At 63.7% G+C, this 24,826-nt stretch carries 29 protein-coding genes and 1 pseudogene; 10 read left to right on the forward strand and 20 right to left on the reverse strand.

Annotated features, from left to right (window positions below):
- Positions 1-415: 415 nt before the first annotated feature.
- Positions 416-1,384, forward strand: coding sequence for a helix-turn-helix domain-containing protein (locus tag Q3C01_RS18630; protein WP_458146758.1), 969 nt, complete (start codon positions 416-418; stop codon positions 1,382-1,384).
- A 225-nt stretch (positions 1,385-1,609) separates the two neighbouring features.
- Here Q3C01_RS18630 and Q3C01_RS18635 read toward each other — a convergent pair.
- A pseudogene (locus Q3C01_RS18635) lies at positions 1,610-1,783 on the reverse strand (helix-turn-helix domain-containing protein); the annotation flags it as partial.
- A 217-nt stretch (positions 1,784-2,000) separates the two neighbouring features.
- On the reverse strand, positions 2,001-2,132 hold the full coding sequence (locus tag Q3C01_RS18640) for a hypothetical protein (protein ID WP_458146759.1): 132 nt from the start codon (positions 2,130-2,132) through the stop codon (positions 2,001-2,003).
- A 168-nt stretch (positions 2,133-2,300) separates the two neighbouring features.
- Here Q3C01_RS18640 and Q3C01_RS18645 point away from each other — a divergent pair, with 168 nt between their 5' ends.
- Positions 2,301-2,693, forward strand: a complete 393-nt coding sequence (locus Q3C01_RS18645) for an EF-hand domain-containing protein (RefSeq protein ID WP_458146760.1) — start codon at positions 2,301-2,303, stop codon at positions 2,691-2,693.
- Between the two features lie 27 nt (positions 2,694-2,720).
- On the opposite strand, the gene Q3C01_RS18650 is transcribed toward Q3C01_RS18645, so the two are convergent.
- On the reverse strand, positions 2,721-2,987 hold the full coding sequence (locus Q3C01_RS18650; RefSeq protein WP_458146761.1) for a hypothetical protein: 267 nt from the start codon (positions 2,985-2,987) through the stop codon (positions 2,721-2,723).
- 345 nt (positions 2,988-3,332) lie between these two features.
- Here Q3C01_RS18650 and pqqA point away from each other — a divergent pair, with 345 nt between their 5' ends.
- A complete protein-coding gene (gene pqqA, locus Q3C01_RS18655) occupies positions 3,333-3,413 on the forward strand; it encodes a pyrroloquinoline quinone precursor peptide PqqA (RefSeq protein WP_035663753.1) in 81 nt (26 codons plus the stop codon).
- 140 nt (positions 3,414-3,553) lie between these two features.
- Here the strand turns inward: pqqA and Q3C01_RS18660 are convergent, their stop codons facing one another.
- Positions 3,554-6,709, reverse strand: a complete 3,156-nt coding sequence (locus tag Q3C01_RS18660; RefSeq protein ID WP_458146762.1) for an efflux RND transporter permease subunit — start codon at positions 6,707-6,709, stop codon at positions 3,554-3,556.
- Positions 6,702-7,772, reverse strand: a complete 1,071-nt coding sequence (locus Q3C01_RS18665) for an efflux RND transporter periplasmic adaptor subunit (protein ID WP_458146809.1) — start codon at positions 7,770-7,772, stop codon at positions 6,702-6,704. The genes Q3C01_RS18660 and Q3C01_RS18665 overlap by 8 nt, the downstream gene beginning before the upstream one ends.
- Positions 7,773-7,990: 218 nt before the next feature.
- On the opposite strand from Q3C01_RS18665, the gene Q3C01_RS18670 reads away from it, so the two are divergent.
- Positions 7,991-8,227 carry a hypothetical protein gene (locus tag Q3C01_RS18670; protein WP_458146763.1) on the forward strand — a complete coding sequence of 79 codons (237 nt, stop codon included), beginning with the start codon at positions 7,991-7,993 and terminating at the stop codon, positions 8,225-8,227.
- A 9-nt stretch (positions 8,228-8,236) separates the two neighbouring features.
- Here the strand turns inward: Q3C01_RS18670 and Q3C01_RS18675 are convergent, their stop codons facing one another.
- From Q3C01_RS18675 to Q3C01_RS18695, 5 genes are read right to left on the reverse strand one after another with little or no spacing between them, the layout of a single operon-like run.
- Complete coding sequence (locus Q3C01_RS18675) at positions 8,237-8,587, reverse strand: hypothetical protein (protein ID WP_458146764.1); 351 nt, start codon at positions 8,585-8,587, stop codon at positions 8,237-8,239.
- Positions 8,588-8,608: 21 nt separating this feature from the next.
- On the reverse strand, positions 8,609-9,403 hold the full coding sequence (locus tag Q3C01_RS18680) for a pentapeptide repeat-containing protein (protein WP_458146765.1): 795 nt from the start codon (positions 9,401-9,403) through the stop codon (positions 8,609-8,611).
- Positions 9,404-9,452: 49 nt separating this feature from the next.
- Positions 9,453-10,181, reverse strand: coding sequence for an ABC transporter ATP-binding protein (locus Q3C01_RS18685; RefSeq protein WP_458146766.1), 729 nt, complete (start codon positions 10,179-10,181; stop codon positions 9,453-9,455).
- Positions 10,171-10,908: an ABC transporter permease gene (locus Q3C01_RS18690; protein ID WP_458146767.1), complete on the reverse strand. Its 738-nt coding sequence runs from the start codon at positions 10,906-10,908 to the stop codon at positions 10,171-10,173. The genes Q3C01_RS18685 and Q3C01_RS18690 overlap by 11 nt, the downstream gene beginning before the upstream one ends.
- 2 nt (positions 10,909-10,910) lie before the next feature.
- Positions 10,911-11,891, reverse strand: coding sequence for an ABC transporter substrate-binding protein (locus Q3C01_RS18695; RefSeq protein WP_458146768.1), 981 nt, complete (start codon positions 11,889-11,891; stop codon positions 10,911-10,913).
- Between the two features lie 149 nt (positions 11,892-12,040).
- Between Q3C01_RS18695 and Q3C01_RS18700 the strand changes: the two genes are divergently transcribed.
- Positions 12,041-12,337 (forward strand): hypothetical protein, encoded by a 297-nt coding sequence (locus Q3C01_RS18700; RefSeq protein WP_458146810.1) that lies wholly within the window; start codon positions 12,041-12,043, stop codon positions 12,335-12,337.
- A 144-nt stretch (positions 12,338-12,481) separates the two neighbouring features.
- On the opposite strand, the gene Q3C01_RS18705 is transcribed toward Q3C01_RS18700, so the two are convergent.
- Together Q3C01_RS18705 and Q3C01_RS18710 are read right to left on the reverse strand one after the other, a co-directional pair.
- Positions 12,482-13,306, reverse strand: a complete 825-nt coding sequence (locus tag Q3C01_RS18705; protein ID WP_458146769.1) for a quinoprotein dehydrogenase-associated SoxYZ-like carrier — start codon at positions 13,304-13,306, stop codon at positions 12,482-12,484.
- Positions 13,307-13,355: 49 nt separating this feature from the next.
- Positions 13,356-14,282 carry a quinoprotein relay system zinc metallohydrolase 2 gene (locus Q3C01_RS18710; RefSeq protein ID WP_458146770.1) on the reverse strand — a complete coding sequence of 309 codons (927 nt, stop codon included), beginning with the start codon at positions 14,280-14,282 and terminating at the stop codon, positions 13,356-13,358.
- A 143-nt stretch (positions 14,283-14,425) separates the two neighbouring features.
- Here Q3C01_RS18710 and Q3C01_RS18715 point away from each other — a divergent pair, with 143 nt between their 5' ends.
- Together Q3C01_RS18715 and Q3C01_RS18720 are read left to right on the forward strand one after the other, a co-directional pair.
- The gene (locus Q3C01_RS18715) at positions 14,426-15,310 is read left to right on the forward strand and encodes a substrate-binding domain-containing protein (RefSeq protein WP_458146771.1); all 885 of its coding nucleotides are present in this window, start codon (positions 14,426-14,428) and stop codon (positions 15,308-15,310) included.
- A gap of 52 nt (positions 15,311-15,362) precedes the next feature.
- Entirely contained in the window at positions 15,363-15,926 is a 564-nt protein-coding gene (locus Q3C01_RS18720) for a PQQ-dependent catabolism-associated CXXCW motif protein (RefSeq protein WP_458146772.1), read from the forward strand.
- Positions 15,927-15,944: 18 nt separating this feature from the next.
- On the opposite strand, the gene Q3C01_RS18725 is transcribed toward Q3C01_RS18720, so the two are convergent.
- From Q3C01_RS18725 to Q3C01_RS18750, 6 genes are all read right to left on the reverse strand, one after another.
- The gene (locus Q3C01_RS18725; protein ID WP_458146773.1) at positions 15,945-16,247 is read right to left on the reverse strand and encodes a copper-binding protein; all 303 of its coding nucleotides are present in this window, start codon (positions 16,245-16,247) and stop codon (positions 15,945-15,947) included.
- A gap of 138 nt (positions 16,248-16,385) precedes the next feature.
- Positions 16,386-17,000 (reverse strand): hypothetical protein, encoded by a 615-nt coding sequence (locus Q3C01_RS18730; RefSeq protein ID WP_458146774.1) that lies wholly within the window; start codon positions 16,998-17,000, stop codon positions 16,386-16,388.
- A complete protein-coding gene (locus tag Q3C01_RS18735; RefSeq protein ID WP_458146775.1) occupies positions 16,997-17,848 on the reverse strand; it encodes an ABC transporter permease in 852 nt (283 codons plus the stop codon). Before Q3C01_RS18735 ends, Q3C01_RS18730 begins: the two co-directional genes overlap by 4 nt.
- Positions 17,845-18,654: an ABC transporter ATP-binding protein gene (locus Q3C01_RS18740; protein WP_458146776.1), complete on the reverse strand. Its 810-nt coding sequence runs from the start codon at positions 18,652-18,654 to the stop codon at positions 17,845-17,847. Before Q3C01_RS18740 ends, Q3C01_RS18735 begins: the two co-directional genes overlap by 4 nt.
- Complete coding sequence (locus Q3C01_RS18745) at positions 18,651-19,616, reverse strand: YVTN family beta-propeller repeat protein (protein WP_458146777.1); 966 nt, start codon at positions 19,614-19,616, stop codon at positions 18,651-18,653. Before Q3C01_RS18745 ends, Q3C01_RS18740 begins: the two co-directional genes overlap by 4 nt.
- 11 nt (positions 19,617-19,627) lie before the next feature.
- Positions 19,628-20,824, reverse strand: a complete 1,197-nt coding sequence (locus Q3C01_RS18750) for an ABC transporter substrate-binding protein (RefSeq protein WP_458146778.1) — start codon at positions 20,822-20,824, stop codon at positions 19,628-19,630.
- Positions 20,825-20,953: 129 nt separating this feature from the next.
- Between Q3C01_RS18750 and Q3C01_RS18755 the strand changes: the two genes are divergently transcribed.
- Both Q3C01_RS18755 and Q3C01_RS18760 read left to right on the forward strand, forming a co-directional pair.
- A complete protein-coding gene (locus tag Q3C01_RS18755) occupies positions 20,954-21,457 on the forward strand; it encodes a DUF3280 domain-containing protein (protein ID WP_458146779.1) in 504 nt (167 codons plus the stop codon).
- 42 nt (positions 21,458-21,499) lie between these two features.
- Positions 21,500-21,646 (forward strand): hypothetical protein, encoded by a 147-nt coding sequence (locus tag Q3C01_RS18760; RefSeq protein WP_458146780.1) that lies wholly within the window; start codon positions 21,500-21,502, stop codon positions 21,644-21,646.
- A 30-nt stretch (positions 21,647-21,676) separates the two neighbouring features.
- Here Q3C01_RS18760 and fghA read toward each other — a convergent pair whose 3' ends face one another.
- Both fghA and Q3C01_RS18770 read right to left on the reverse strand, forming a co-directional pair.
- The gene (fghA, locus tag Q3C01_RS18765) at positions 21,677-22,522 is read right to left on the reverse strand and encodes an S-formylglutathione hydrolase (RefSeq protein WP_458146781.1); all 846 of its coding nucleotides are present in this window, start codon (positions 22,520-22,522) and stop codon (positions 21,677-21,679) included.
- A 78-nt stretch (positions 22,523-22,600) separates the two neighbouring features.
- Entirely contained in the window at positions 22,601-23,221 is a 621-nt protein-coding gene (locus Q3C01_RS18770) for a response regulator (protein ID WP_458146782.1), read from the reverse strand.
- A gap of 200 nt (positions 23,222-23,421) precedes the next feature.
- Here Q3C01_RS18770 and Q3C01_RS18775 point away from each other — a divergent pair, with 200 nt between their 5' ends.
- Positions 23,422-24,789, forward strand: a complete 1,368-nt coding sequence (locus Q3C01_RS18775; RefSeq protein ID WP_458146783.1) for a histidine kinase — start codon at positions 23,422-23,424, stop codon at positions 24,787-24,789.
- Positions 24,790-24,826 lie beyond the last annotated feature (37 nt).

Consider the following 24,826-nt stretch of genomic DNA (forward strand, 5'->3'; position numbering starts at 1 on the left):
GTCACGATTGGGACCAGAAACGATGCTGTGGCTGTTTCCTCCTCCAGGTATGAGCCACGGGTCCGCTTGCAGGGTGCGGCCCGTTTCTTGTTGTTCCTGGCACAATCCGTAACCGGTTCGTAAACGGGAAACTTGCCCAAGAGAGAAGGGCATTTGCTTGACAGCGCAAAGGCGCGAACTTTTTGATTTTGCAGTAGCGAATTCAGCAGCTTCTGTGCTGCCGGGCCGCGCCGCTGGATTCAGGTTCCCCTTGACGGCGCTGCAACTAAGGCGGAGGATCGAACGCAAGGATGGCAGACGGAGCACTGGCGCTTGCTCCAAAGACCGCCCTAATTTGAGGTAAACGTCGCTTCATCGTGACAGGGGGCCTCTGGCGGCACCCATCACGATTTGAATCAAATCAGTGGCTGGGATCATGTCCGACACAATACACACACTCAGCACGACCGGCCTCACGCCGAGGAGGCAGATCCAGAGCTGGGTCGACGGGCTGACAAGCCTCTGCGGACATTTCGATGTCGATCCACTTGAAGCGACCGCGCTGGAAGGCCGCATCGACTACACCACCGTATCGCGACTGAAACTTTGCCAGATCGAGGTGAGCCAGCATCGCATCGCGCATACGCATGCGCGCGCAAAGGCCAATGAGCACCCCTACATCAAGATCCATTTCCAGACCTACGGCATCTCCTATTTCGAGCAGGAAGGCCGCCACATCGAGCTGATGCCCGGCGACATCATCGCCTATGACGTGTCCTGTCCGCACTCGATCATCAGCCCCGCCTTCACGCGGCATGACGTGGTGATCGTGCCGAAGTCTCTGCTGCGCGACCGCGGCTTCCCGTCCCAGCGGATGCCGGCCTGCAAGCTGTCGGCCCGCACCGGCACGGGACGAATCGCCCACGACTTCGTCCACGCCACTTTCGACGAGGCCGCAAAACTCTCGGCGAACAGCGCGGTCGGCGTCGCTGATTCGCTGATCGACCTCCTGCTGTTGCCGCTGCGCGAGGCCGACACGATGTTCGATCGGGTCGGGCCGGAGGCGATGTATGTGCGTGCCCAATTTTTCATCCGCGAGCATCTGCGTGATCCAGATTTGTGCATCGACCAGATTTCCGCCGAGCTCGGCTGCTCCAAGCGCTATCTGCACATGCTGTTCTCCGAGCGCGGCACGACGGTGAGCGATTACATCTGGCAGGCGCGTCTTCAGAACTGCCGCCAGGAGCTCGAGGCCCACGCCGGCAAGACCATCACCGACGTCGCCTTCTCCTGGGGCTTTTCGAGCTCGTCACATTTCAGCCGCGTGTTCCGGAAGTATTTTGGCGTCGTGCCGTCGTCGATCCACAAGGCGCAGCAGAACAACCTCGCCTCCGAAGAGCATTAGGCCGGCCTCACGAGGATGCTTGCGACGGCCCGCCGCCCTTTTGCCTGACACGTCGCCAGACGATCTCCGTCAGACCCACCGCAATGAGGCCGAACGCGCCACCCGTGATCACGTTGACCACGCGCTCCTCGGCAATTCCGCTTGCCCCTCCTGCGAACGATGCCGCAAGGGGGATGAAGAAGCAGCGCAGGCCGAAGCCCAGGACATAGCGGGAGAATGCGATCAGCGTGAGCGGTCGTCAACATCCCGGTCGGCCTGCCATCGTGCAAGCCATTTGTAGCCTGTGTCAGGATGGATATTGAAGCGCCGGCAAAGCTCCCGCCGGTTCGCTCCTTCCTGCATCGCAAGCCGAACGAACTCCCGCCGCTGATCCATCACCGACACCTCTCGCCACGGCATGGACTTGGCCTCCCACATTGCCAAATCCATGCACTATGATGTGTCGGCTATGTCCCCGAACACCCGTCGGTCATGTCCCCGGGCTGAACACTCGACCGGGCGATCCAGTATTCCAGAGGCGGTGAATGATACGGAGAAGCCGCGGCGTACTAGATGCCCCGGTCAAGCCAGGGCATGACAGCGGAGAACCGAGGAGCTGCCGTTTTCATGATGAGTCTCACCTCTGGATAATCTGCTTCCAGACGTCGCCGAGGATCGCGGGCTCGTGCGGTGGCAGGTAGGTGAGCCCGGCCTGCTTGCCGAACTCGGCGATCCAGTTACCCCTGGTAAACCGCTTGCCATTCCGCACTGCATACAGGGAGGCTAGCGAGAAATTCCGCGGCGCGAAGATTGCCCGCTATGTCGTTGCCAGCTTTGCGTGTGCACCACGAGCCGCGTAGACTTCGAACCATGGCCCCGGCTGGAGGCTTATTCGATTCCATTGACGAGCCGGGACGCTCGAGTCGGGAGGTTTTCAATGATATCGCGAAGATCCATTGCATTCGTAGTTGCTGCCACAGTGCTCGGTGGTCCGGCCTGGTCGGCATCCCCAAACGCGGTCAAGATGTTCGACACGGACAATGACGGCACTCTCGATCTCGCCGAGGTGAAGAAGGCCGCGACTGCGGTGTTCGCCAGGCTCGATCCTGATCATGACGGCACGCTCGACGCGCGCGAGCTGCGCGGACGGTTGACCGCCAAGGAGCTCGCAGCGGCCGATCCGGACCACGACGGAACGCTGACGCTTGACGAATATCTCGCCGTCGTGGAGCAGCGCTTCAACGCCGCCAATCCCGACAAGGATGGCACGCTCGACGCCAAGGAGCTGAGGTCGCCCGCGGGACGTGCTCTGCTGCGGCTGCTCAAATGAGCGCCTGACCGCGCCTTCAGGCTGCGTCTAGTTGGTCAGCGCGTTGGCGCAGGTGATCGGACGCAGCCTTGCGCCGCGCTTGTCCGGCGGCACGTTGCAATTATCGATCCGCTGTTCATCCGTCCATTTCGGGCCGAGCCGTTCCTTGCCAGTGAGAGTTGCCTTGCCGGCCAGCGCTGCTGTCGCGCTCGATGGCGGCGCGGCCCGCTCATCGCGGCGCTCGCCGGCGATTGCCGGATATGCAAGACCTGCAACGAGCAGTGAAATCAGGAATCGTCCGCCAAACGTGGTCATGAATCTCTCCAAGATTCCGTGAATTGGTACGACTACATCGCAATCAATTCCGTCCCGCCACCCGGAACCTGGGACGCGCCGATTGTTAAGGAAGTGCTGACGTCAGTCGACATCGCTGTCGGGAAAACCTCCCGGTACATCGTATTCGGGAAAGCCTCCCGATGCATCGCACAAGGCTACGCGCGCGTTTGCCCAAAAGTGAAGATGCTTTGCCCGAGAGAGAACTAGGTTTGCAAAGAATCGAACAAGAAACGTTCGACACGTGATTACAGGCTTGCGTGATGGGCGGTGCAGCCCTAGGTTTTGGCTCGCGCGATGTCGCGCTCAATACCTTGGGAGACCCCGATGGCCTGGAAAGCTCCGAAGATCGTCGAAGTGTCGGTTGGCATGGAAATCAACATGTACGCCTGCGCTTCGCGCAAGTAAGACGATCAAGACGACCTGCCGCGGCTTCAACGGTGAGACCGTTGGAGCCGCGGTGGTGTTTGTGGCGTGGGCTACGCCGGGCCGCGCCGATGCGTCCAATCCCGGATATCACTTCGTGCGGTCGCCACGCCAGCCATCCACTAGATCGCGGCGCTTCCAGTTTTCAGCTCAGGCCTCACCTTGAAACGCGCGTAACGAAGCGCAAGCGTCGGCAGCAGCAGCAGATTGAGTGCCATCGACGTCACGAGGCCTCCAACAATGACGATCGCCATCGGACCCTCGATCTCTCGTCCTGGTTCACCCGCGCCGAGTGCCAGCGGCAGCAGGCCGAGACCCGTCACCAGCGACGTCATCAGGATCGGAACAAGACGGTCGGCCGCACCCTCGATTGCGGTGTCGGGTCCCCACACTCGGCCATCGATCAGAACGAGGTGCTCATAGTGGGAGATCATCAGGATGGAGTTGCGTAGCGTGATCCCGAACAGGGTCACGAAGCCGACCATCGAACCGAGCGAGAGCAGGCCGCCGGTAAGGGCCAGTGCAAATACGCCTCCGACGAACGCGAAGGGCAAGTTGATCAGCACCAGCAGCAGGTTTCGCCAATGGCCGGTGACCATCGCAAGCAGAAGGATAATACCGGTCCCGGCGAGGAGCGAGTTGACGATGAGATCGCGCCGCGAGCGCGCCTGCGCCTCGGCCGCTCCCGCAAATTCGATATGTGCACCGGGTGGCAGAGTGACCTCGCGCGCCATCTTGCGCTTGACTGCGACGACGAAGGATTCGAGATCGCGTCCGCTGACATTTGCCGTGACGGTCTGAACGCGCTGGGCGTTCTGATGCAGGATCTGATAGCGGCCGGAGGTTTCGTAGACGTCGGCGATTTGCTTCAGCAGAATGTAGGCTCCGCTCGGCGTGCGCAGCGGCATGTCCCCGAGCTGGGTGATTCGTGCACGGGCGGGCGTGTCGAGGACCACGATGACATTGAACACCGCGTTGCCTTCATAGCCCTGTCCGACGACGTCGCCCTGATAGGCGGTGCGGATCAGTTCAAGCACATCGACCGCATCGAGCCCCCAGCGCTGCAGATCGGCCGGACGCAGCGTCACATTGACCTGCGGCATCCCCGGCGGGGATCGTTGCTGCACGTCGATCGCGCCCCGGACTTCGTCGAGCTCCCGCGCGACGTCGCGCGCGGCGATCTCGAGTGAGTCGAGGTCGGGTCCGTAGATGTTGATGGCGAGTGCCGCGCTGAATCCGGAAACGGTTTCCTCGACCCGCTCCGTCAGGTAGGTCTTGCTCGAGAAAGAGATGCCGGGGAAGTCGGCCAAAGCGGCTCTGATGCGCGTCTCTGCCGCCGATTGCTCCTGGCCGGACAGTCCCGCCTGCAAGTCGACCTCAAATTCGCTGGAATGCGTCCCTACCGTATCGATGCCGGCTTCGGCACGGCCCGTGTGCTGCGCCACGCTGCGTATGCCGGGAATCTGCTTGAGCGTATCCGTGATCAGCTTGCCGATACGCAGCGATTCATCGAGCGAGGTGCCGGGAAGCGCGGAGACGTGCAGGATGAGATGGCCCTCGCGTAAGTCCGGCAGGAACGTCCCGCCGAAGAACGGCAGCATGGCCGCAGCGGCGATTGTCAGAACCACGGCCGCCGTCATCACGAGCTTCGGGAAACGGCCGATGCGACGCAGCAATGCCTGGTAATAGCGGCGGGACCATCGCACGGTGGGCGATTCATGCAGGCGCTGGCCGTCGACCCTCCCGGTGAGCAACAGCATCGAGAGCGCCGGCGTCACCGTAAGGGCGACCGCGAGCGAGGCCAGCACCGCAAAGATGTAGGCAATGCCGAGGGGGGCGAAGAGGCGGCCGGCGATACCCGACAGGGCGAGGATCGGAAAGAACACCAGCAGCACCGCAAACGTTGCGTAGGCAACTGCGGTGCGCACTTCGAGGAAGGCGTCAAGCACCACGCGGGCTTCGGCTCGAGGTTCCCTTGCCCTGCGATTTTCGCGCAATCGGCGAACCACATTCTCGACGCCGATCACGGCATCATCGACGACTTCGCCGATGGCGATCGCAAGGCCGCCCAATGTCATTGTGTTGAGGGTTTCGCCCATCCATTGCAGGGCGAGCACTGCCACGATCAATGACAGGGGAATAGCCGTGCAACTGATGACCGACGTGCGCCAATCGAACAGAAACAGGAACAGCACGATGATCACGAGCGCCCCGCCGATCAGCAAGGCGTAGAGCACGTTCTCTGTCGCCGTGTCGATGAAGTTGGCGGGACGAAACAGATCGGCGTGGAGCTGAATCCCATCAGCTTCAAGCGCCGGGCGAAGCTCCTGCAGCGCGGCTTCCGCCCGCGTGGTGACTTCCCTTGTATTTGCGCCGTATTGCTGATTCACCATCAGCATGATGCCGGGCGCACCGTTGATCAGGGCGGCCCCGATCGGTGGTTCGGGGGCGATCACGACGGTGGCGACGTCACCAAGCACCACGCTGGCACCGCCCTCGTGCAGAAGCACCGTGCGGGCAAGCTGGTCGGGCGTCAATGACTGCCCCTGGGTTTGCAGCGTAATGCGCTGATTGGCCGTATCGACGAAGCCGGCGCCACGTACTCCGGTGGCCTTGCGCGCGGCAGCGAGGACGTCATTCATGCCTATCCGGAAGCGGATCAGATCGTCCGGTCGAACCTGCACCTGCAACGACCTGACATCTTTGCCATATGTGGACACTTGTGCCACGCCCGGGACGGCCAAAAGGCGCTTGGCCACGGTCCAGTCTGCAACCGTGCGCAAGTCCATCAGAGAGCGCTGGTCGGAGGTCAGGCCGATGACCAGAACCGTACCGGCCAGCGGAGTCAAAGGCGTCATCGATGGTGACTGCACCCCTTGTGGCAGCCGCGAGGCCACGACTGCGAGGCGCTCGGTCACCAACTGGCGCCCGCGGTAGATGTCTCTACCCGCCTGGAAGATGACGGTGACCACGGAGAGGCCCTGGATCGATGACGAGCGCAGGCTCTCGACGCCGGCGAGTCCGTTGATCGAGGTCTCGATCGGCTGCGTCACGAGAATCTCGACCTGCTCCGGGCTGAGGCCAGGCGCTTCGGTCTGGATCGTCACCTGTGGCGGCGCGAATTCGGGAAAAACCCCGTACTTGGCTTCACCAAGCGCGAACAGTCCGTAGCCGAGCAGCGCACATGAAAGCGCCAGTACGACGCCCCGGAAGCGAATGGCGAAAGATACGAGAGCGACTTGTGGCCCTGACCTGCCTGAGCCAATGCCGTCAGTCATTGTCGCTGTCGCCCCGAAGCTCGCTCTTTGCCTCCTCGGACAACAAGACCTGCGCTCCTCGCATCACGATCTCTGAGCCCGACGGAATGTCCCGGACGACGTAGTCATCATCCGAGACGGGTTGATCCGTGTTGATCGGATGACGTCTGAAGCCATCGGCGTTCACGCGCAGGTAAACCCACGATCGACCCTGCCATCGCACGATTGCGGTATCCTCAACGAACACGCCCTCGTATGTGTTGCCTGACGGCACGTAAACCGTAGTGTTCATGCCGGGCAGCAGTCCGCTGTCGCCTGGTGCCGAGAAGAAATAGCTCAATCCCTGAATACGCGGGTCAGTACGCGTCGCCGGGGAGACATACTGCAGATCGATATTCGCGTTCCGCGTCGGTGCCTGTGCGAGAGCCGTCCCAGGGGTCCCGACGACAGTTACGCCGGGCGGCAGCGTCACCTGGACGAGAAATTGATCGCGTTCGATCAGCCGGACCACCGCGGGTGACCTCTCGACGATTCCCCGGCCGATCACCGATCCCCATTCCTGCTGCGCCGTTGCGGCGAGAGTCCTGAGCTGCGACTCCGCAGCCGCGAGCGCGGCCTTGTCCGTCCGGAATGTCCCCTCTGCTGTCTCGGCTTCCTTTTTGGGGAGCGCCGCGGACTCGACGAGATTTTTGGTCCGGTCGAATGCGCTCTTTGCGACCTCGAGTCGGGCCTGGGCCGTCTGGAGCTGAGCCTGCGCATTGGCGTAACTGTTGGTCAGCTCGGTGATGCGGGAGATGTCCAGCACTGCGCCGTATGCCCGAAATTGCTCGGGGTGCGGAGCTGCTTCCACGACCGCCGTTTCAAGTCCAATCTGCTTCTGCTGGCTGGGCGTGAGTTTGACGACGGCCTGCTCGGTGTTTGCAGTGCGGGAGGGCTCGTCGCGGCTCGCATTCGGGCTGTCCGATTGCGACGGCTGCGAAACAGCTTGAGGGGTTTGACCGGCGAAGGTCGAGATGCCGGCGACCAGCGCCAGCAAACGCACAGCGACTGCAACGCCGCGCCATCGGGTTTCTGCGAGAGCCATTAGCCTGTTAGCAGTTGTTGGGAACCAGCTTATTGGCGAAATCAACTGGCGGCAAGGCGCGGGTTTCGTCTCACGACCCCTTTGGAGGGTCTGGTGGCTATCAACGCGAGGGCCTGGGCCCGCCGGTTCCTGCGCCGTTTTCACGCCGGTTTGAAACTTCCCGCCGAGTGCAGCGTAGCCCCTTATGCTATCTCTTGGTCACTATAAGGGATTTCAGCATGAATCCGATTGATCTGATTGTGACTGTCTGCGCAGTGCTTTCGCCGACCACCTGCGAGGAGCAGCATCTGGTGTTCGCCTACGGTGGCTCGCCGGCGCAATGTGCCATGGCGGCGCCGCCCTATATCGCGCAATGGGTCGGCGAGCATCCGAAGTGGCAGGCCGTGCGATGGCGCTGCGAATATCCGCATAGCAACGACAAGGCGGATGGGGGCGGAGCAAAGCCCGCCGCCTGAGCCACCACGCTATTTGGTGCAGTCCTTCAGGTCCTTGTCTGCGATCGAGAATACTGCGTCCGCCCTTATCTCGATATCGCGCACGACACACTGCCGTGAGTTGGGATAGCTGACCTTGGCATCGTAGCGACCCGGCTCGACGCCGGTGATGCGCAGGCGCTCGTCATGGTCGACCTCCTTGTCCTTGTCGTTCAAGGTCTGGTTCGGCCCCCATTCGGTCTTGCCGACGGGTGAGAGCTGGAAGCCGGAGATGGTCTCCGACGTCAGATTCCAGAGCCGGATGCCTTTGCTCTTGCCTTGCGCGGCGGCTTCGCCCGCACATGTCACCACCACGATCAAAACCAGACACCAACGCGTCATCAGCCGCTCCTCCTCATGCCGTCATTCTCTGATGACGCGCTCGACGTTCCTTGCCTTGTCGAAATTTTTCGCGCGGTCAAGTCCGATCGGTGCGATCAGCCTGGTCGAGACGAGATCGGCGCCCTCGAAATCGGTACCGATGACGGTCGCGCCGCTGAGATCCGCGCCGCCGAGCTGGGCGCCTTTGAGCGAAGCGCCGGTGAGGTCGGCGCCCTTGAGTACGGCGAATTCGAGATCGGCGCGCGAGAGGTCGGCGCCGCGTGCGTTCAGCCCCGAAAGCTTCGCCGAGCGCAGCACCGTCCGCATCAGTCCCATCGATTGGTTGCGCATATCGGCGCCGAGCTGCGCGTCCGCGATGGTCGCGCCAATCAGGCTTGCACCGGACAGGTCGGCGGCGATGCGCGCCCCGGTCAGATCAGCACCATCGACACGGGCGCGTGCCATCTGCGAGGCGAACAGGTTGGCGCCCTTCAGGCTTGCGCCGGTGAGGTCGGCCTCCAGCAGCCAGGCCTGATCGAGAATGGCGCGATCGAGCCGCGTGCCGGCGAGTTTTGTCTTGTTGAGCCGTGCCGCGCGGAAGATGGCGCCGGAGAGGTCCAGCCCGGAGAGGTCGAGGCCCGACAGCCGCTTGCCGGAGAAATCGGCCGGCGCGGCCGCGCTCGCCTTGGCCAGCACTGCTTCGACCTCCGGCCTCGTCATTTCGGCCGAGACCATCGCGGGCGAGGTGAGGTCGACGTCGCGCATCATGTCCTGCGCGCTTGCCGCAGACGCGACGAGTGCGAAGCCGAGCATCGCGAGGGCGACCGTTCGCTTCATGATCAAACTCCGCCACTGGCGTATTTTACCACGCTCTTGCTGCGTCCGCCTATGAGACATCGCGCCCGGCGCGCTCGCCTTGCGTTCGCCGCACGAGGCCGGCCTTGATCGCGGCGATCTCGGCTTCGCCCCGCGCGCCGCGGGGGATGCCGATGGGCACCTCGGCCAGCATCCGCGCAGGCCGCGGCGACAGAAAGAACAGGCGGTCGCCGAGGCGCACCGCATCGTCCAGGCTGTGCGTCACCAGGAGCGTCATCACCGGCCGGCTCGCGACCAGTGTTGCGATCTCCTCGCGCAAGCGGCCGGCCAGCGCGTCGTCGAGCGAGGCAAGGGGTTCGTCGAGCACCAGCAGGTCGGGCTCGACGGCGAAAGCGCGGGCGAGCGCGACGCGGCGGGCAAGCCCGAGCGACAATTCGCCGGGATAGTGGCTGCGATGGGCTTCCAGCTCGAGAATCTTGAACAGCTCGGAAAGCTTGACGTCGTCGACCTCGGGCGCCGCCAGCCGAACGTTCTGCTCGACCGAGCGCCACGGCAACAGCCGCGGCTCCTGGAACACCATGCCGATGCGCGCGTTCGGCGGGCGCCTGATCTCGCCCCGGAAATCGCGGTCGAGACCCAGGATGATGCGCAGCATCGTGCTCTTGCCGCAGCCGGACGGACCGATGAGGACGCCGATCTCACCGGCGCCGAGCGAGAACTTGACCGGCGCGAGGACCTCGTGCGTGCCGCCCGCCGCGCTCGTGAAGGTCTTGCCCAAAATGTCGACTTCAAGCCGCACGGGGCCGCCATCGGGTTGAGCGGGTTTCAAACGGCTGCACCAGCAGGGTTTCGATGACGAGCACGACGGCCGCAAAGGTCAGCGAATAGGCGAGCAGGCGCGGGGTGTCGAAAAGCTGGAACGCGACGCCGATCTCGAAGCCGACGCCGTTCGGCCGTCCCAGGAGTTCGGCGACCAGCACGATCTTCCAGACCAGCGACAGGCCGGAGCGCGCGGCTGCGGCGACATAGGGCGCAAGCTGCGGCAGCACGACGTGGCGGAAGGTTCGCCAGCGCGACATCGCAAACACCTTCGCCATCTCGTCCAACGAGCGGTCGAGCGCGCGGGTGCCCTCGCGCAAGGTGACGACCGCGGTCGGCAGCTTGTTGATGGCGATCGCCCCGATGGCCGCGGCTTCGGTGAGGCCAGCCCAGATATAGGCGAGCACGATCACGACCAGCGCCGGCAGGTTGAGCAGCAGGATCAGCCAGGGATCGCCGAGCCGGTCAGCGAGCCTGTTGCGGCCCATGAGATAACCGATCGCGCTGCCGAGCGACATCGCCAGCACGAAGGACAGCGTAACGCGCACCAGTGTTGCGCCGAGATGCAGGAACAGCGCGCCGGAGGCTGCGTCCGCGATCATCACGTTGAGCACGGCAGGCGGCGAGGGCAGCTTTGCGCCGCCAACGAACAGCGCGGCGATCCACCAGATCGCGAGAAACAGGGCAAACGAGACGAGACGCAGCAACCTCAGTCTCCGACGGGTGCGTGATAGAAGGTGCCGGGATCGAGCTCCGGCGCCGGGCCGACCAGCCCACGGCCGCCGACCTCGGCCAGCACGCGGTAGAGCACGCGCGCATCGGCCTCTTCGTCGTCGATGCTCCGTTGCGGAATGCCCTCGCGATAACGGTTGCGATAGGCCTGGAGCAGGGCGGGATCGCTGGTGCCGGTCAGCGGCGCGACCTTCTCCCATGCCGCATCCGAGGTCGTCAGCAGCTCCTTGGCCTTGCGCGTCATCGCGATGAAGCGCGCCACGACGTCGCGGTGGCTCGCCGCCCAGTCTTCATCGAAGACGTAGCCGACTGCGGCGACTGGTCCCTTGGCGCCGAGCTTCGGCAAGATCTCCTCGATGCCGGCGAGGCGGCGAAAGCCCTTGGCCTCGAGCTGGGCGCAGAAATTCCAGAAATTCAGGCTCGCATCCATCTCGCCGTCGAGCGCCTTGGCGGCGAGCAGCGGCGGGGCGCCATAGACGATGCTCGCGTCGGACTTGAGGTCGATGCCGTCCTGCTTCATCCGCGCCTGTAGCAGCAGCCAGCTCTTGTCGATGGCACCGCCGGCGACGCCGAGCTTGCGGCCCTTTAGGTCCGCGAGCGTCTTGATCGGCGAAGAGGCAGGCACCATCACCGCGCCGAGCGCGCTGGAATAGGGATAGAAGGTCAGCTTGGCGCCAAGCGCGCGCTCGCGCGACACCCACAGCCAGTCCGACAGCATGACGTCGGCATTGCCGGCACGCATCGCGATCTTGCCGGCCTCGGTGCTCGCGAGTTCGGTGACCTCGAGCGAGAGATTGGCGGCCTTGTCGAGGCCCTGGTCGCGGATCGCCGCCAGTTCCCAAGAGAATGTCCCGGTTTTCTGCACCGCGAGGCGGATTGTGTCCGCAGCGCGGCTCGTCCCGCCTTGCGTCAGCGCGAGAGCAATCGATACGGCCAATGTTCGAACCAGGCGTCCCATCACTTCCAGGCCATTTCCTTAAGACGTGTGCTTTTCAGAACATTAGGCATAGCATAGTTTCCATCGCAACCAGCGGGAGGACGGCCATGATCTCAGTACGACAGCTACGACCGATTGTCGCCGCGTTGGCCGTGCTCGCCGGCACCGCGATGGCAGCGCGGGCCGAGGAGGCCAATGATTATCCGACCGCGGCGCGTGCCGAATACGTTTATGGTTGTATGAAGGCCAATGGCGAGACCCGGCAGGCAATCGAGCAATGCTCCTGCTCGATCGACGTCGTCGCCTCGATCGTGCCCTATGAACGATATGTCACTGCAGAAACCGCGCTTAGTATGTCGCAGGTACGTGGAAACCTCGGCACCCAGTTTCGCACTTCCGAGCAGGCGACCTCAGCCGTCAACGATCTCCGGCGCGCACAGGCCGAGGCTGAGGTGAGGTGTTTTTAGTTCCGGAGCGGATGTATGCCGTAGTCGTCATGCCCGGGCTTGTCCCGGGCATCTACGTTCTCTGTGCCGTGAGATAAGGCGTGGATGGCCGGGACAAGCCCGGCCCTGACGAGAGGCGGGTTCGACGTCCGGTAATGCGCCGCGTCACATCCCCGGCTTCTCGACATCCCACTCGTTCCGGAATACGTGTCCCTCCGTATCCGTCGCCTCCGCGCGAAAATGCTTTGCGCCGTTGGAGACGTAGGTGAAGCGGATGTTGGGATCTTCCGAGATCGAGATGCCGCCTTCCACCGCCAGCACGAGGCTGTCGTCCTGCCAGAGCTTGAGCTGGTTGACGAAGAAGGCGGGAATATAGAGCTGCGTGACCTGATCCATCTGCAAGCCGGAATTGTTGGGATGGCCAATCATGATCTGTGCCTCGCGGATCCGGCTGGCGGGCGCTTCGTCCACGCGAGCGAATTGGCGGTAGCGCATCTGGCCGAGCCGATTTTTGGCTTCCTCGGCGTTCTTCACCGCCGGTGCGGAGCAGCCGCCGGCCGCTTTCACATAGGTCTTGCTCACATAGAGCTGCCCGTCGCTGAGCTCGGCGACGGCGTGGACGTCGGTATAGTTGTTGACCCGCACGCGCGTTGAGATCTCCGACACGTTGGCATCGAGCCCGAGCTCGAACCTCGCTGCCATCGGCGCGGGGTTGCGGTCGATCACCAGCGTGATCGCGCGGATGCGCCTGTTGTCGCCGGGCGAAAGCTTTGCGCGCAGCGTGACCGGCACGATGGCCGCATCTTCCGCGCGATAAGGCATCTCGATGCCGATCACGTCATTGCCGTCGTTCATCGGGCGGCTGTTGAAGATGTCCTGCACGAGGCCCGGCCAGGGATCATAGGCCTCCTCCGTGCGCGCAGGCGGTGCCGCGAGCGCCACGGCGAGCAGCGCGGCCGCAAAGGTCAGGCGAAGCGAATGTTTGATCATGCGCGCTGTTCTCGCGGTGACGAAGCAGGGCAGCAGCGTAGCGCTCCTGCTACTCCCATTCAATTTCTGAAAATGCTGCGGTTGCGTTGCGGGCATTGTAGTCGTCGAACAATTGCCAGCGCCCGCGCTCGCTCGCGCCCGCCTTGTCCGCGGCCGCCCTGATCGGCTCGCCCTTCTGATTGAGCGCGCGGACGTCAGCGAGCAGGGTTTCGAGATAACGACGCTCATCAGTGAGCGCTGCGGGCCAATCGCTCACGGGACCGTGACCGGGAACGACGCGCTGCGCCGGCAAGCCTTCGATCTGCCCAAGCACCGCGAGCCAACCGCGGATGCTGCCGTCCACTACGGGAACATGGCGGAGGAAGACGAGATCGCCGGCAAACAGCGTTTTGCTCGCCTCGTCCAACACCGTCAGGTCGCTATCGCTGTGCGCGGCCGGCCACGCCTTGAGGACGAGACTGCGCGATCCCAGATCGAGCCTTAACGTGTCGGTCACGAGCAGCGTCGGCGACACGATTCTGACGGGATCGACCAGCTCCGCGCCCATGGTCCGGCGGAAATTGTCCAGGTAAAACGGCCCGCGTGTCGCAAGCGCCAGCGGGAGCTTCGCATGACCGACGAAGCTCGTGCCCTCGCGCGCGAAGGCTATATTGCCAAAGATGTGGTCGGGATGGCCGTGGGTGTTGATGACGTAGCGGATCGGCTTATCGGTCCTCGTCCGCACGGCGGCGAGGAGTGCTTTGCCCTCGCGGACGCTGCCGCCGGTGTCGATCACCGCGACCGCATCCTTTCCGACGATGAAGCCGACATTGGCGATCGCCCCCTCGTTCTCGGAATTCATCAGGGCAATTGACCCCGCGTGCACGAAAATTCCGGGGGCGACTTCGCTCACAGGCAATTCAGGCGGGGTTGCGCGTGCTAGCGTCTGCAGCCCCAGCAGGGCAAGCACCGCGATCATGCGAGCGACATGCGCCATCTTTACGCCTCAGTTCCGATCGTCGCGCGGCATTGCACTGCAGCAAGACGAGTCATCAAGCGAAGTCATCCAGAAACTTCGCAGACCATGGTGCGTAAAGTGATCCATGGATAGCATTCAATCAAGAAACAGGAGGAAGCGCGATGACGGAGGCCGGACGACATCGTCGCTGGTTGTTCTCGGTGTTGGCGATTGCTGCACTATCTGTCGTTGATGGCGCTGCGCGCGCGCAGACCAATGACACCGGCGATCTCTCGTTCGAATTGGTCGATCCCAAAGTGCTGCGCGTCTGCGCCGACCCGCGCAACCTGCCTTTTTCGAATGAGAAGGGCGAAGGTTTCGAGAACAAGCTTGCGGAGTTCTTCGCCGAAAAACTCCAGAAGAAGCTCGACTACGTCTTCTTCCCGCAGGCGACAGGTTTCGTGCGCATGACGCTGGGCGCGCATCGCTGTGACGTCATCATGGGCTTTCCGCAAGGTGACGATCTCGTCCAGGGCACCAATCCCTATTATCGCACGTCCTATGCGCTGATCGCCAAGCCCGGCAGTGGGCTCGAGGACGTCGATACACTCGAGGACGAGCGGTTGAAGGGCAAGCATATCGGCATTATCGCGGGCACTCCGCCGGCGACCAACATGGCGATCGCGGGCCTGATGGCGAACGCAAAGCCATATCCGTTGATGATCGACACCCGCTTCGACAATTCGGCGCAGGCGATGGTTGACGATCTTGCTGCCGGCACGATCGATGCCGGCGTGCTGTGGGGCCCGATGGCCGGCTTCTACGCCAAGAAGGCTGCGCAGCCGCTCCATGTCACTCCGCTGGTGAAGGAAACCACTGGGCCGAAGCTCGTCTATCGCATCGGAATGGGCGTTCGCCCCGCCGACCAGAACTGGAAGCGGCAGCTTAACCGGCTGGTCCAGGAGAACCAGGCCGAGATCAACAAGATCCTGGTCGATTTCGGCGTGCCGCTGCTGGATGAGAGCGATCGCCCGCTCGGTGCGGAGACTGCCAAGAAATCGCCATGACGAAATCGCTGTGACGAGATCGCCGTGACGAGATCGACATGAGCACTGCGCCATGAGGCGGCATCTTGCCGCTGCGCTCGTTGCCGCAGCGCTTCTGGTGGCTGCGCGCGCGCAGCAGCAGGAGCCGTTCGAGCCGGAGGGCTATCGCTCCGATAATTACCGCGCGCCAGTGCCGGCGACGCTCGCCGGTGCGCGCGTGTTGACGACGGCGGAGGCCGAAGCGATCTGGCACGAGAAGAGCGGCGCCTTCATCGACGTGATGCCGCGCCCTCCGAAGCCCAAGAATCTTCCCGTGGGCACAGTCTGGCGCGATGCGCCGCGCTTTGACATCCCCGGCAGCATCTGGCTGCCGGACACCGGCTATGGCGCGCTGCCGCCCGCGATGGAGGATTATTTCCGCCGCGGCCTTGAACGCGCCTCGCACGGCAGCAAGTCGGCGTTGCTGGTCATCTACTGCCTCGCCGACTGCTGGATGTCTTGGAACGCGGCCAAGCGCGCGCTCGCCTATGGCTACGCCAACATCGCCTGGTATCCCGAGGGCACCGACGGCTGGGAACGCGCCAAGCTCATGACATCAGAGGCGCAGCCGCAGCCGCGGCCGGACGAAGGCAAATAGCTGGCGCGCGAGACGCCGCTACTTCGCCTTTTGCAGCTTGGTGATGGTTTTGGAGCCGTTGGCGTCAGTGGAGAAGCTCACGCGATCGCCAGCATGGACGCTCTCGAGCATGCCTGCATCCTTGGCCTTGAACTCCTGCACCGGGCCCGTCGCCCCGCCATTGGCGCCGACCGTGCCGCCCTGCACCTCCTGGATCGAAATGGTGCTGTTGAGTCTGTCGATCTTGGTGATCATTCCGTTCATGTTGTCTTCGGCGACAGCCGCCGACGCGAACATGCCGATGGCCGCAGCGCTGGCGAGAAGGAGTTTTGCTGTTCCCATCGAGGCCTCCCGACGTCTAGGATTCACTTCGACAAGAGATCTTAAATAGATTTGGTTCCGGCCGACAGTGTGGCAAAGGTTAACGATTCCCGCCGGGGAGCGGGAACCATGTTCGCGCAGGCGTCAGGGAGGCTGACGCTATTCCATTTCCTGCTGGATCACGCGGCCGAGCGCGAACAGGCGCTGGTCGATCGCAGTCGGCACCTCGCAGACGAATCGCACCACCTTGCGGCGATCCTCGAAGATGCGGGTTTCCCAGATCAACTGGTTGGACAGGGCGTCGACCTTGGCGTCGTCGCGTGGGGTAGCACCCTGCAACCTCTGAAGCTCTATGGTGTCGTCGCGGACCTTGTCGGCGGCCTCGCGTTGCTTGCGACTGACCCGCTCGAGCCCGTTCATTACCGAGGAGCGCTGGGCATTCAGCGTGTCGAACAGGCCGGCGAACAGGAGCTTTGCATTCGTGGTCTTGTCGGAGGCGGAGCTCGCCAAAAACTCCTTCACCGATTTCTCGGCGTCATCCAGCGGCGTCTTCCGCGCAGCCAGCCTCGACACCAGTGCGCCGATCTTGGCATTGTCCTTCCACTTGTCCTGGACGTCGTCGAGCGGCGGGCCGGCCCAGACCGCGGCGAGCGAGATTTCCGGGACTTTTGCCTGCGTGCAGGGCCAGTCGGGATAGCGCGGATCGGCCGCCCGCGAGGCCGCGGTCGATGCCGCGAGCGCCAAAGCGGCCATGGCCACGATCCGGAATCTCATCCTTCGCCTCCCGCGGGCCCACGTCGCGCCAGCCCTCGCGACGGATCATAGGCATAGATCGCGCCGATCATGAAGACGATTGTGCAGGTTGCGACCACCGCCAGCGAGATCCAGTTGATCTGCCCATAAAGTGCAAAGCGGATCAGCTCGACCGCATGGGTGAACGGGTTGGCCTGGCAGACATAGTAGAGATACGGGCTGCCTTCCTGCACCCGCCACAGCGGATAGAGGGCCGATGAGGCAAAGAACATCGGGAAGATCACGAAGTTCATCACACCGGCGAAATTTTCGAGCTGCTTGATGCCGGAGGAGATCAACATCCCCAGCGATCCCAGCATCAGGCCCGAGAGCACCAGCGCCGGCAGTACCGTGAGGTACCCGAGCGGCGGCGGCGTGATGTCCCAGGCCCAGGCGATGATCAGGAACGCGTAGACCTGCAAGAGCGACACGGCGGTGCCGGCGAGCAGCTTGCAGAACAGCAGGAACCAGCGCGGCAGTGGGCTCACCAGGAGCGTGCGCATATTCCCCATCTCGCGATCATAGACCATCGAGAGCGAGGACTGCATGCCATTGAAGAGCTGAATCATCGCCATCAGCCCGGGTGCGATATAGACCTCGTAGAGGATATAGGTCTCGTAGGGCGGGATGATCGAGATGCCGAGCACCTGGCGAAAGCCGGCGGCGAAGATGAACAGCCAGACCAGGGGCCGCACCAGCGCCGAGACGAAACGCTCGCGCTGATGCAGGAAGCGCAGGCCTTCGCGCCAGACGATGCCGCCAAGGCAAGTCATGTAGGCCGAGAGCGGGAAGCCGCGCGGGGTGGCGTCGCGTGCGGTGATGCTGCTCATGCACCGCCTCCGGGCATTGTCTGCGCGCCGGTGAGGCGCATGAAGGCGGAATTGACGTCCTGCGCGCCGGCCTCGGCGATCACGCGGCCGACCGGCCCCTTCGCCAGCACCTTGCCCTGGTGCAGCACGACGAGGTCGTCGCTGGCCGTGATCTCGTCGAACAGGTGCGTGGCCCAGAGCACGCCGATGCCTTGTTCGGTCACGAGCTGGCGGACATGACTGATGATGTCGGCGCGGGCCTTGACGTCGAGCCCGACGGTCGGCTCGTCCAGCAGCAGCAGGCGCGGCCGGTGCAGGAGCGCGCGCGCTATCTCGAGCCGCCGCATCTGCCCGCCCGAGAGATCGCGCACCTTGTTGCCGGCACGGTCGGCAAGCCCGATGCGGCCGAGCAGCTCTGCGCTCCGAGCACTGGCCTCGCGCCGGCTGATGCCATGGAGCGCAGCGTGGTAGAGCAGGTTCTGCGTCAGCGACAGGTCGAGATCGAGCGTACGCGGCTGGAACACGACGCCGAGCAGCCGCAGTGCCTCGCCGGGATTTCGGCTGATGTCATGGCCGAAAATGCCGACGTGTCCGGTTTGAATGCCGAACAGGCGGGTGACGAGCGAGAACAACGTGCTCTTGCCCGCGCCGTTGAGGCCGAGCAGCGCGGTGAAGCTCGCGGGCGCAACCGTGAAGGAGACGTCGATCAGCGCGCGGCGAGCCCCATAGGCGTGGCTGATGCCGTCGATCGACAGCGCCGGGACTGCGGCCGCCTCCAGCCGGGGCGCGCTTTCGGTTGAGGCGGCGATGGGGGCAGGTGTCGTCATGGCGCGATCGTAACGCCCCAGGGCAATTCGCCAACCTGAATGGTCTTGATGACCTTCTGCGCGGCGACATCGATCACGGATACGTCGTTGGAGATGCCATTGGTGACCAGCAGATATTTTTCGTCCGGCGTGAAGTCCATGTGCCAGACCCGCTGCCCGACCAGGAGATATTTCGTCACCTTGTGTGTGACGGCGTCGACGATCGCGACGCGGTTGGCGGGCCCGAGCGCGACGAAGGCCGTCTTGTCGTCCTTGGTGATGCCGATGCCGACCGGCTGGATCGCCTCGCGCCGCAACCCCGGAATCTCGAAGGTGACTTTGCCCGTCACCTCGTGCTTGACGGGATCGATGATCGACACCGTGCCGCCGATCTCGGAGGAGACCCAGAGCTCCGAGCCGTCGTGCTTGAACTGGGCAAATCGCGGCCGGGAATCGACCAGCACGTTGGCGACGATCTGGCGCTTCTCGGTGTCGATGAAGTGCGCCATGTTGGTCGTTTCCGACGTGTTGATCAGGGTCTTGCCATCGGGGCTCACGGTCATGCCCTCCGGCTCGACGCCGACCTGGATGTCTCCGATCCGTGCCCGCTTCTGGAGATCGATCACCGTGACGGTGTTGTCGTTCTCGTTCGCGACGTAGAGTATCTTGCCGGCGGCATCCTGCGTGAACAGCTCGGGGTCGGGGCCCGAGGGCAGTGTGTCGACGATCTCGTGGGTTTTTGCATCGATCATCTGGATGGTGTCGTCGTCCCCGACCGCGACCATCACGAATTTGCCGTCGCGCGTGAACTCGATGCCGCGCGGTCGCTGGCCGACCTTGATGGTCTTGGTCACCGTCCAGCTCTCGGTATCGATCACCGAGACGGTGTTGCTCTTCTCGTTCGAGACATAGGCGATGAACGCATGTGCGGGCGCTGCCGCGAACACCAGTCCGGAGAGCAGGCAGATACGCCACATGCGCATTGTCGTCGTCCTCACTTCAACTTGCATTTGCTCTCCGGGCGATCGTAGCCGAGCGTATCGAGCTCGGAGACCTGGTGCAAAAAGCCTTCCTGTGGCGACACCGAGACCACCATGCGGCCGTCGACCAGGAGGATTGGCTGGCGGAGCTGCAAATTCCAGTCGCGCAAGGTCAGCCGCGTTCCCTTGAAAGCGGCAACGGAAAAATCCGATCCCTTGATGAAATCGGTGACTTTCTTGACGTCGCCGGAATTGGTGCGCGAGGTCGCTTCGCCGATCATGCGCGCTGCGGTCCAGGCCTGCATGTCCAGCGCCGTCATGCGGCGCGAATTCAGCTTCATGAAACGATTCTGCATCTGTACCGCGCCCCACTGGTCCTGCGCGGCGTCCCAGCTTCGCGGCACGAGGCCGGCGGAGCCCGCGACAGGACGGGGGTCCCAAGTACGATAAGGCAGGTAGGCGCCGAACACCTCGCTCTCGTCGGCGGCGACCAGCACGTCATAGGCTGGTGCCTGCTGCGTGAACACGGGCATCTGGCGCTGGATCAGCGTCACGCCGCTATCGGTGCGGCGCGCCCCGCCAGTGTCCTCGAAGGTTCGCTCCTGCACGATCTTGGCGCCGAACCGCGTCGCGGCGCGTCGCAGCGCATCGGCATAGAGCTTGTCCTCGTCATGCGAGCCGACCACGAGCAGCCAGCGCGACCAGCGTTTCCATACCAGATATTGCCCGAGCGCATCCGCCAGCATCGACCGCGTCGGCGCGACATGGATGACATTGGCGCGGCAATCCGTCTCGCGCAGCCGCTCGTCGATGGCGCCGGCGTTGAACAGCAGCGTGCCGCGATCGCGCAAGCCGTCGGCGACCTTCAGCAATGCGTCAGCCGGCAGGTCGGCGATGATGAAACCGTTGTGCTCGGCGAGCGCGGTCGCTGCCTGGACCGGATCCTCGCCTTCCTTCAGGCGGTGCTCCTCGAGCTTGAAGTGCTGGTTGAGAAATTTGCCGGTGGTATTGTTGTCCTCGATCGCGAGCCGCACGCCGGCGATGCCGTCATTCTCCGCAGGCTGTTCGACCAGCGACAGGGTCGATCTGGTGCCGGCGACTCCGAGATATCCGATCCCGATCTCGATGGGCTCGGCCGCGAACGCCTGCGTTGCCGCAAGACCAACGCCAACAAGACTGACGCCGATCAGGCCGACCAACCATCGGATCATGTTTCCTCCTTGTGGTCCTCCCCGGCTTAGGTATCGGTGGAGGCATTTCCCACCTTGAAACATGACCGATTTGGCTTAGCTTGCAACCCCGCATTTCGTCGTCGCGATGAGAAGGAGCAGGTCACGATCATGCGAGCACTGTTGGTGGCTGTCTCATTTGTGTTGACGAGTACGGCCGCCTTTGCCGACCCGCCGAAGCTCGCAGTGTTCGATTTCGAATTGATCGACACCAGCCTGCCGGGCGAGTTCTACGGATCGAAGCCGGAGAACGAGCGCATGCTGCGGATCGGCGGTCAGTTGCGCAAGGAACTGGCACAGTCCGGCAAGTTCCAGGTCGTGGATATCGCGCCGGTGAGCGATGCGGCCCGGCACAGCAATCTCCAGGCCTGCGGCGGTTGCGACGTCAAGCTGGCGGGGCAGTTGGGTGCCGATCTCGAGATCACCGGCGTCGTGCAGAAGGTCTCGAACCTGATCCTCAATCTCAACATCTACCTGCGCGACGTGCACACCGGAAATCTCGTGACGGCGGCCAGCGCCGACATGCGCGGCAACACCGACGAATCCTGGTCCCGCACCATGAGCTACCTGATCCGCAACCGCCTGCTCGCGCCGAACTACGGCAAGCCGGAGTAGGTCGGTCTTCGCCTCTCCCCGCCTGCGGCAGGGGAATCGCATATGAGCATCGACGAAGTTGTCATGCCCGGGCTTGTCCTGGGCATCCACGTTCTTTGTGCTGCGGGTAAGGCGTGGATGGCCGGGACAAGCCCGGCCATGACGATGTGGAAGCTCAGCGCCTCAAACTCTCACATCAAAATGCGATAGCTCTGCCTGGAGAGGGAGAGGAGAGGGCCGCTACGCCGTCAATCGCGCCGCGTGCCAGTGCAGATGGTCGCTCATGAAGGTCGAGATGAAGTAGTAACTGTGGTCGTAGCCCGGTTGCCGGCGCAGCGTCAGCGGGATGTTCGCTTTGGTGCAGGCCGCCTGCAGCAGCTCCGGCCGAAGCTGCTCGGTCAAGAAGTTGTCGGCATCGCCGTAGTCGACCAGAAAGCCCGAATATTTCGCGCCGTCCTCGATCAGTGCCACCGTGTCATGCGCACGCCAGGTGTCCTTGTTGGGGCCGAGATAGCCGGTCAGCGCCTTGGTGCCCCAGGGCACTTGCGAGGGCGCGACGATCGGCGCGAAGGCGCTGGCGGCGCGATAGCGATGCGGATTGCGCAGCGCGACCGTCAGCGCGCCGTGGCCGCCCATGGAGTGACCCATCACCGATTGACGCTTGGCATCGACTGGAAACTTCTCCGCCACCAGCCTTGGCAACTCGTCGGTGACGTAGCTCCACATGTGATAGTTGCGGGCGAACGGTTCTTCCGTGGCATCGACATAGAAACCGGCGCCGAGGCCGAAATCGTAGGCGTTGTTGGGGTCACCAGGCACGTCAGCGCCGCGCGGGCTGGTGTCGGGCGCGATGAAGATCAATCCAAGCTCGGCGCAGGCGCGGCGGAACTCGCCTTTCTCGGTGACGTTGGCATGCGTGCAGGTAAGGCCGGAGAGATACCAGACCACCGGCAGCTTCGAGCCGTCCTGATGCGGCGGCACATAGACCGAGAAGGTCATGTCGGTCTTGGTGGCGCTGCTCGCATGGCGATACACGCCCTGCACGCCGCCATAGGATTTATTGGTCGAAACAGTCTGAATCGTCATGCCGAAAAACTCCGTGGCGTCTCGCCACATCAAGATTGCAACGCGTATGTGACCGAATTTTTGCGAAGGCGCGCTTCGTCAGGCGACGCCGCTGTCGATCGCCAGCCGCACCAGCTCGACCGAGGTTTTGACCCCGAGTTTCTGGCGCATGATCGACGACGTGTTGGCGACCGTCTTGTAAGAGGATTGCACCAGCCAGGCGATCTCCGAAAGGCTCTTTCCGGCGCTGAGCAGCCGCAGGATCTCCATCTCGCGCGCATTCAGCTTCGATAGCGGGTTTTGCGCAAGCTGAGGCCCGGCAAAGGCGATGCTGCGGGCGATCGCGCTCGGCAAATAGGTTTCGCCCTTGCCGACGGCGCGGATCGCCTCGACGAGGTCGTTGGGATCGCCGGTCTTGGAAACGTAGCCCTTCGCGCCGCACTCGATGGCGCGCGCGGCGAAGGCTGGATCGTCGTTCATGCTGAACATGATGATGCGGGCATCGGGCGCGCGATCCAGGATGCGGCGCGCGAGCTCGAAGCCGGAGACGGTCGGCAGGTTGATGTCGATCACGCAGATGTCGGGGCGCTCGACGATGAACACGCACTCGCCGCCTTCGGCGTCGGCGGCTTCCAGGATATCGATCTCGCCTTCGTCGGCCAGCACGGCGCGGCAGCCGGAGGCGACGATAGGATGATCGTCAACGATCAGAATGCGCATAGGCGTTCCCCGCGACAGCCATTCGAGCCTTTGCTTTTGCGTCGCATGAGGCCGCGAAGCCGACAACGCTCGTAACGAACGTCCGGCGTCGGACCATGCAACCCGGCCGAGATTGCTGTACGGTCTGGATTAGATATCGGGCGCTTTGGTCATGTCAACGCTTCCGATGAGCGAACCTTCGCGGGCAGCGGGCGAAAGCAATGTGGCAAAAATTATCCTTGCGCGGGCGCATCAATCTCCTGCTGGCGCTCGTGCTGGCGCTGGGGCTTGGCGTCAACATCGCGCGGCAGGTCGCGGAGGCCGGGCCGCGCGTCCAGGCGGAGGACCAGAGCGTGATCCGCCTGGCGCGGGAGTTCATCGAGATGATCGTCGCCGAGCTGAAGGAGGCACCGGATCCCGACGCCAAGCTCAACCAGATCGCACGCGACCTCAATCGGCAGCGCCACATCAGCATCGCCCTGCGCGATGCTAGCGGTAACGCGCTGACGCCGCCGCGCGCGGGCGAGGACGATGATGACGCGCGCGCGCCGCCGTCCTGGTTCGTCAGCCTCGTTCATCCCGAGCAGACTGCGGTCAGCGTTCCCGTCTCGATCCACGGCAATCCGGGCTCGCTGGTGATCACCTCGCATCCCAATGACGAGATCGCCGAGATCTGGGACGGCATCCTGACCCAGCTCGAGATCGGCTCGGCGATCGCGCTGGCGCTGTTCCTGGTGATCATGACGGTGGTCGGCCGCGCGCTAAGACCGCTCGAAGCGCTCTCGCAGGCCATGATCGCGCTCGAAGCCGGGCGCTACGATGCGCGCGTCGCGCCCGGCGGCGCGCCGGAGCTCGCCGCGATCTGCACCCGGCTCAACCACCTCGCGGCAACGCTGGGGGAAGCGGTCGAGGAGAAGCGCCGCCTTGCCGAGCGCGCGGTGTCGCTCCAGGACAGGGAACGCAAGGAGATCGCGCGCGAGTTGCACGACGAGTTCGGGCCCTATCTGTTCTCGTTGCGCGCACATGCGAGCGCGCTGGCGAAGCTCTCGGAAGCGCGCGAGCTGAGCGCCGAGGCCGTGCGCAAGCATGGCGGCGCGATCCTGGAGCAGGTCAACGCGCTCCAGCAGTTCAACCGCCGCGTCCTCGAGCGCCTGCGGCCCGTCGGCCTTGCCGAGCTCGGTCTGCGGCAGGCGCTCGAAGCGCTGTCGCGGCTGTGGCGGGAGTCGCATCCCGACGTGCGGATCGAAACCACGATCTCGCCTGCGCTGGGGGCGACCGGCGAGACCGCCGACCTCACCATCTACCGCATCGTGCAGGAGGCATTGACCAACGTGTTCCGTCACGCTCGCGCGACCGCGGTGAACGTCACGATCGAGCCGGCCGAGCAGCCGGGCGGCGCACGTGAGGGCCGCAGCTGCGCGCGTGTGCGGGTCTGCGACAACGGCCGCGGCATGGAGGAGGGTCAGAAGCTCGGCTTCGGCCTCGTCGGCATGCGCGAGCGGATTCTCGCGCTGGGCGGAACGCTCAACGTTGCATCCAGCGAGGGCGGCGTGACGGTGGAGGCATTGATTCCGACGGCGGCGAGTTGAGGATCGGGAATAATTCCCGATTCCGTCGGGAATTGTG

Source organism: Bradyrhizobium sp. UFLA05-109 (assembly GCF_054185165.1).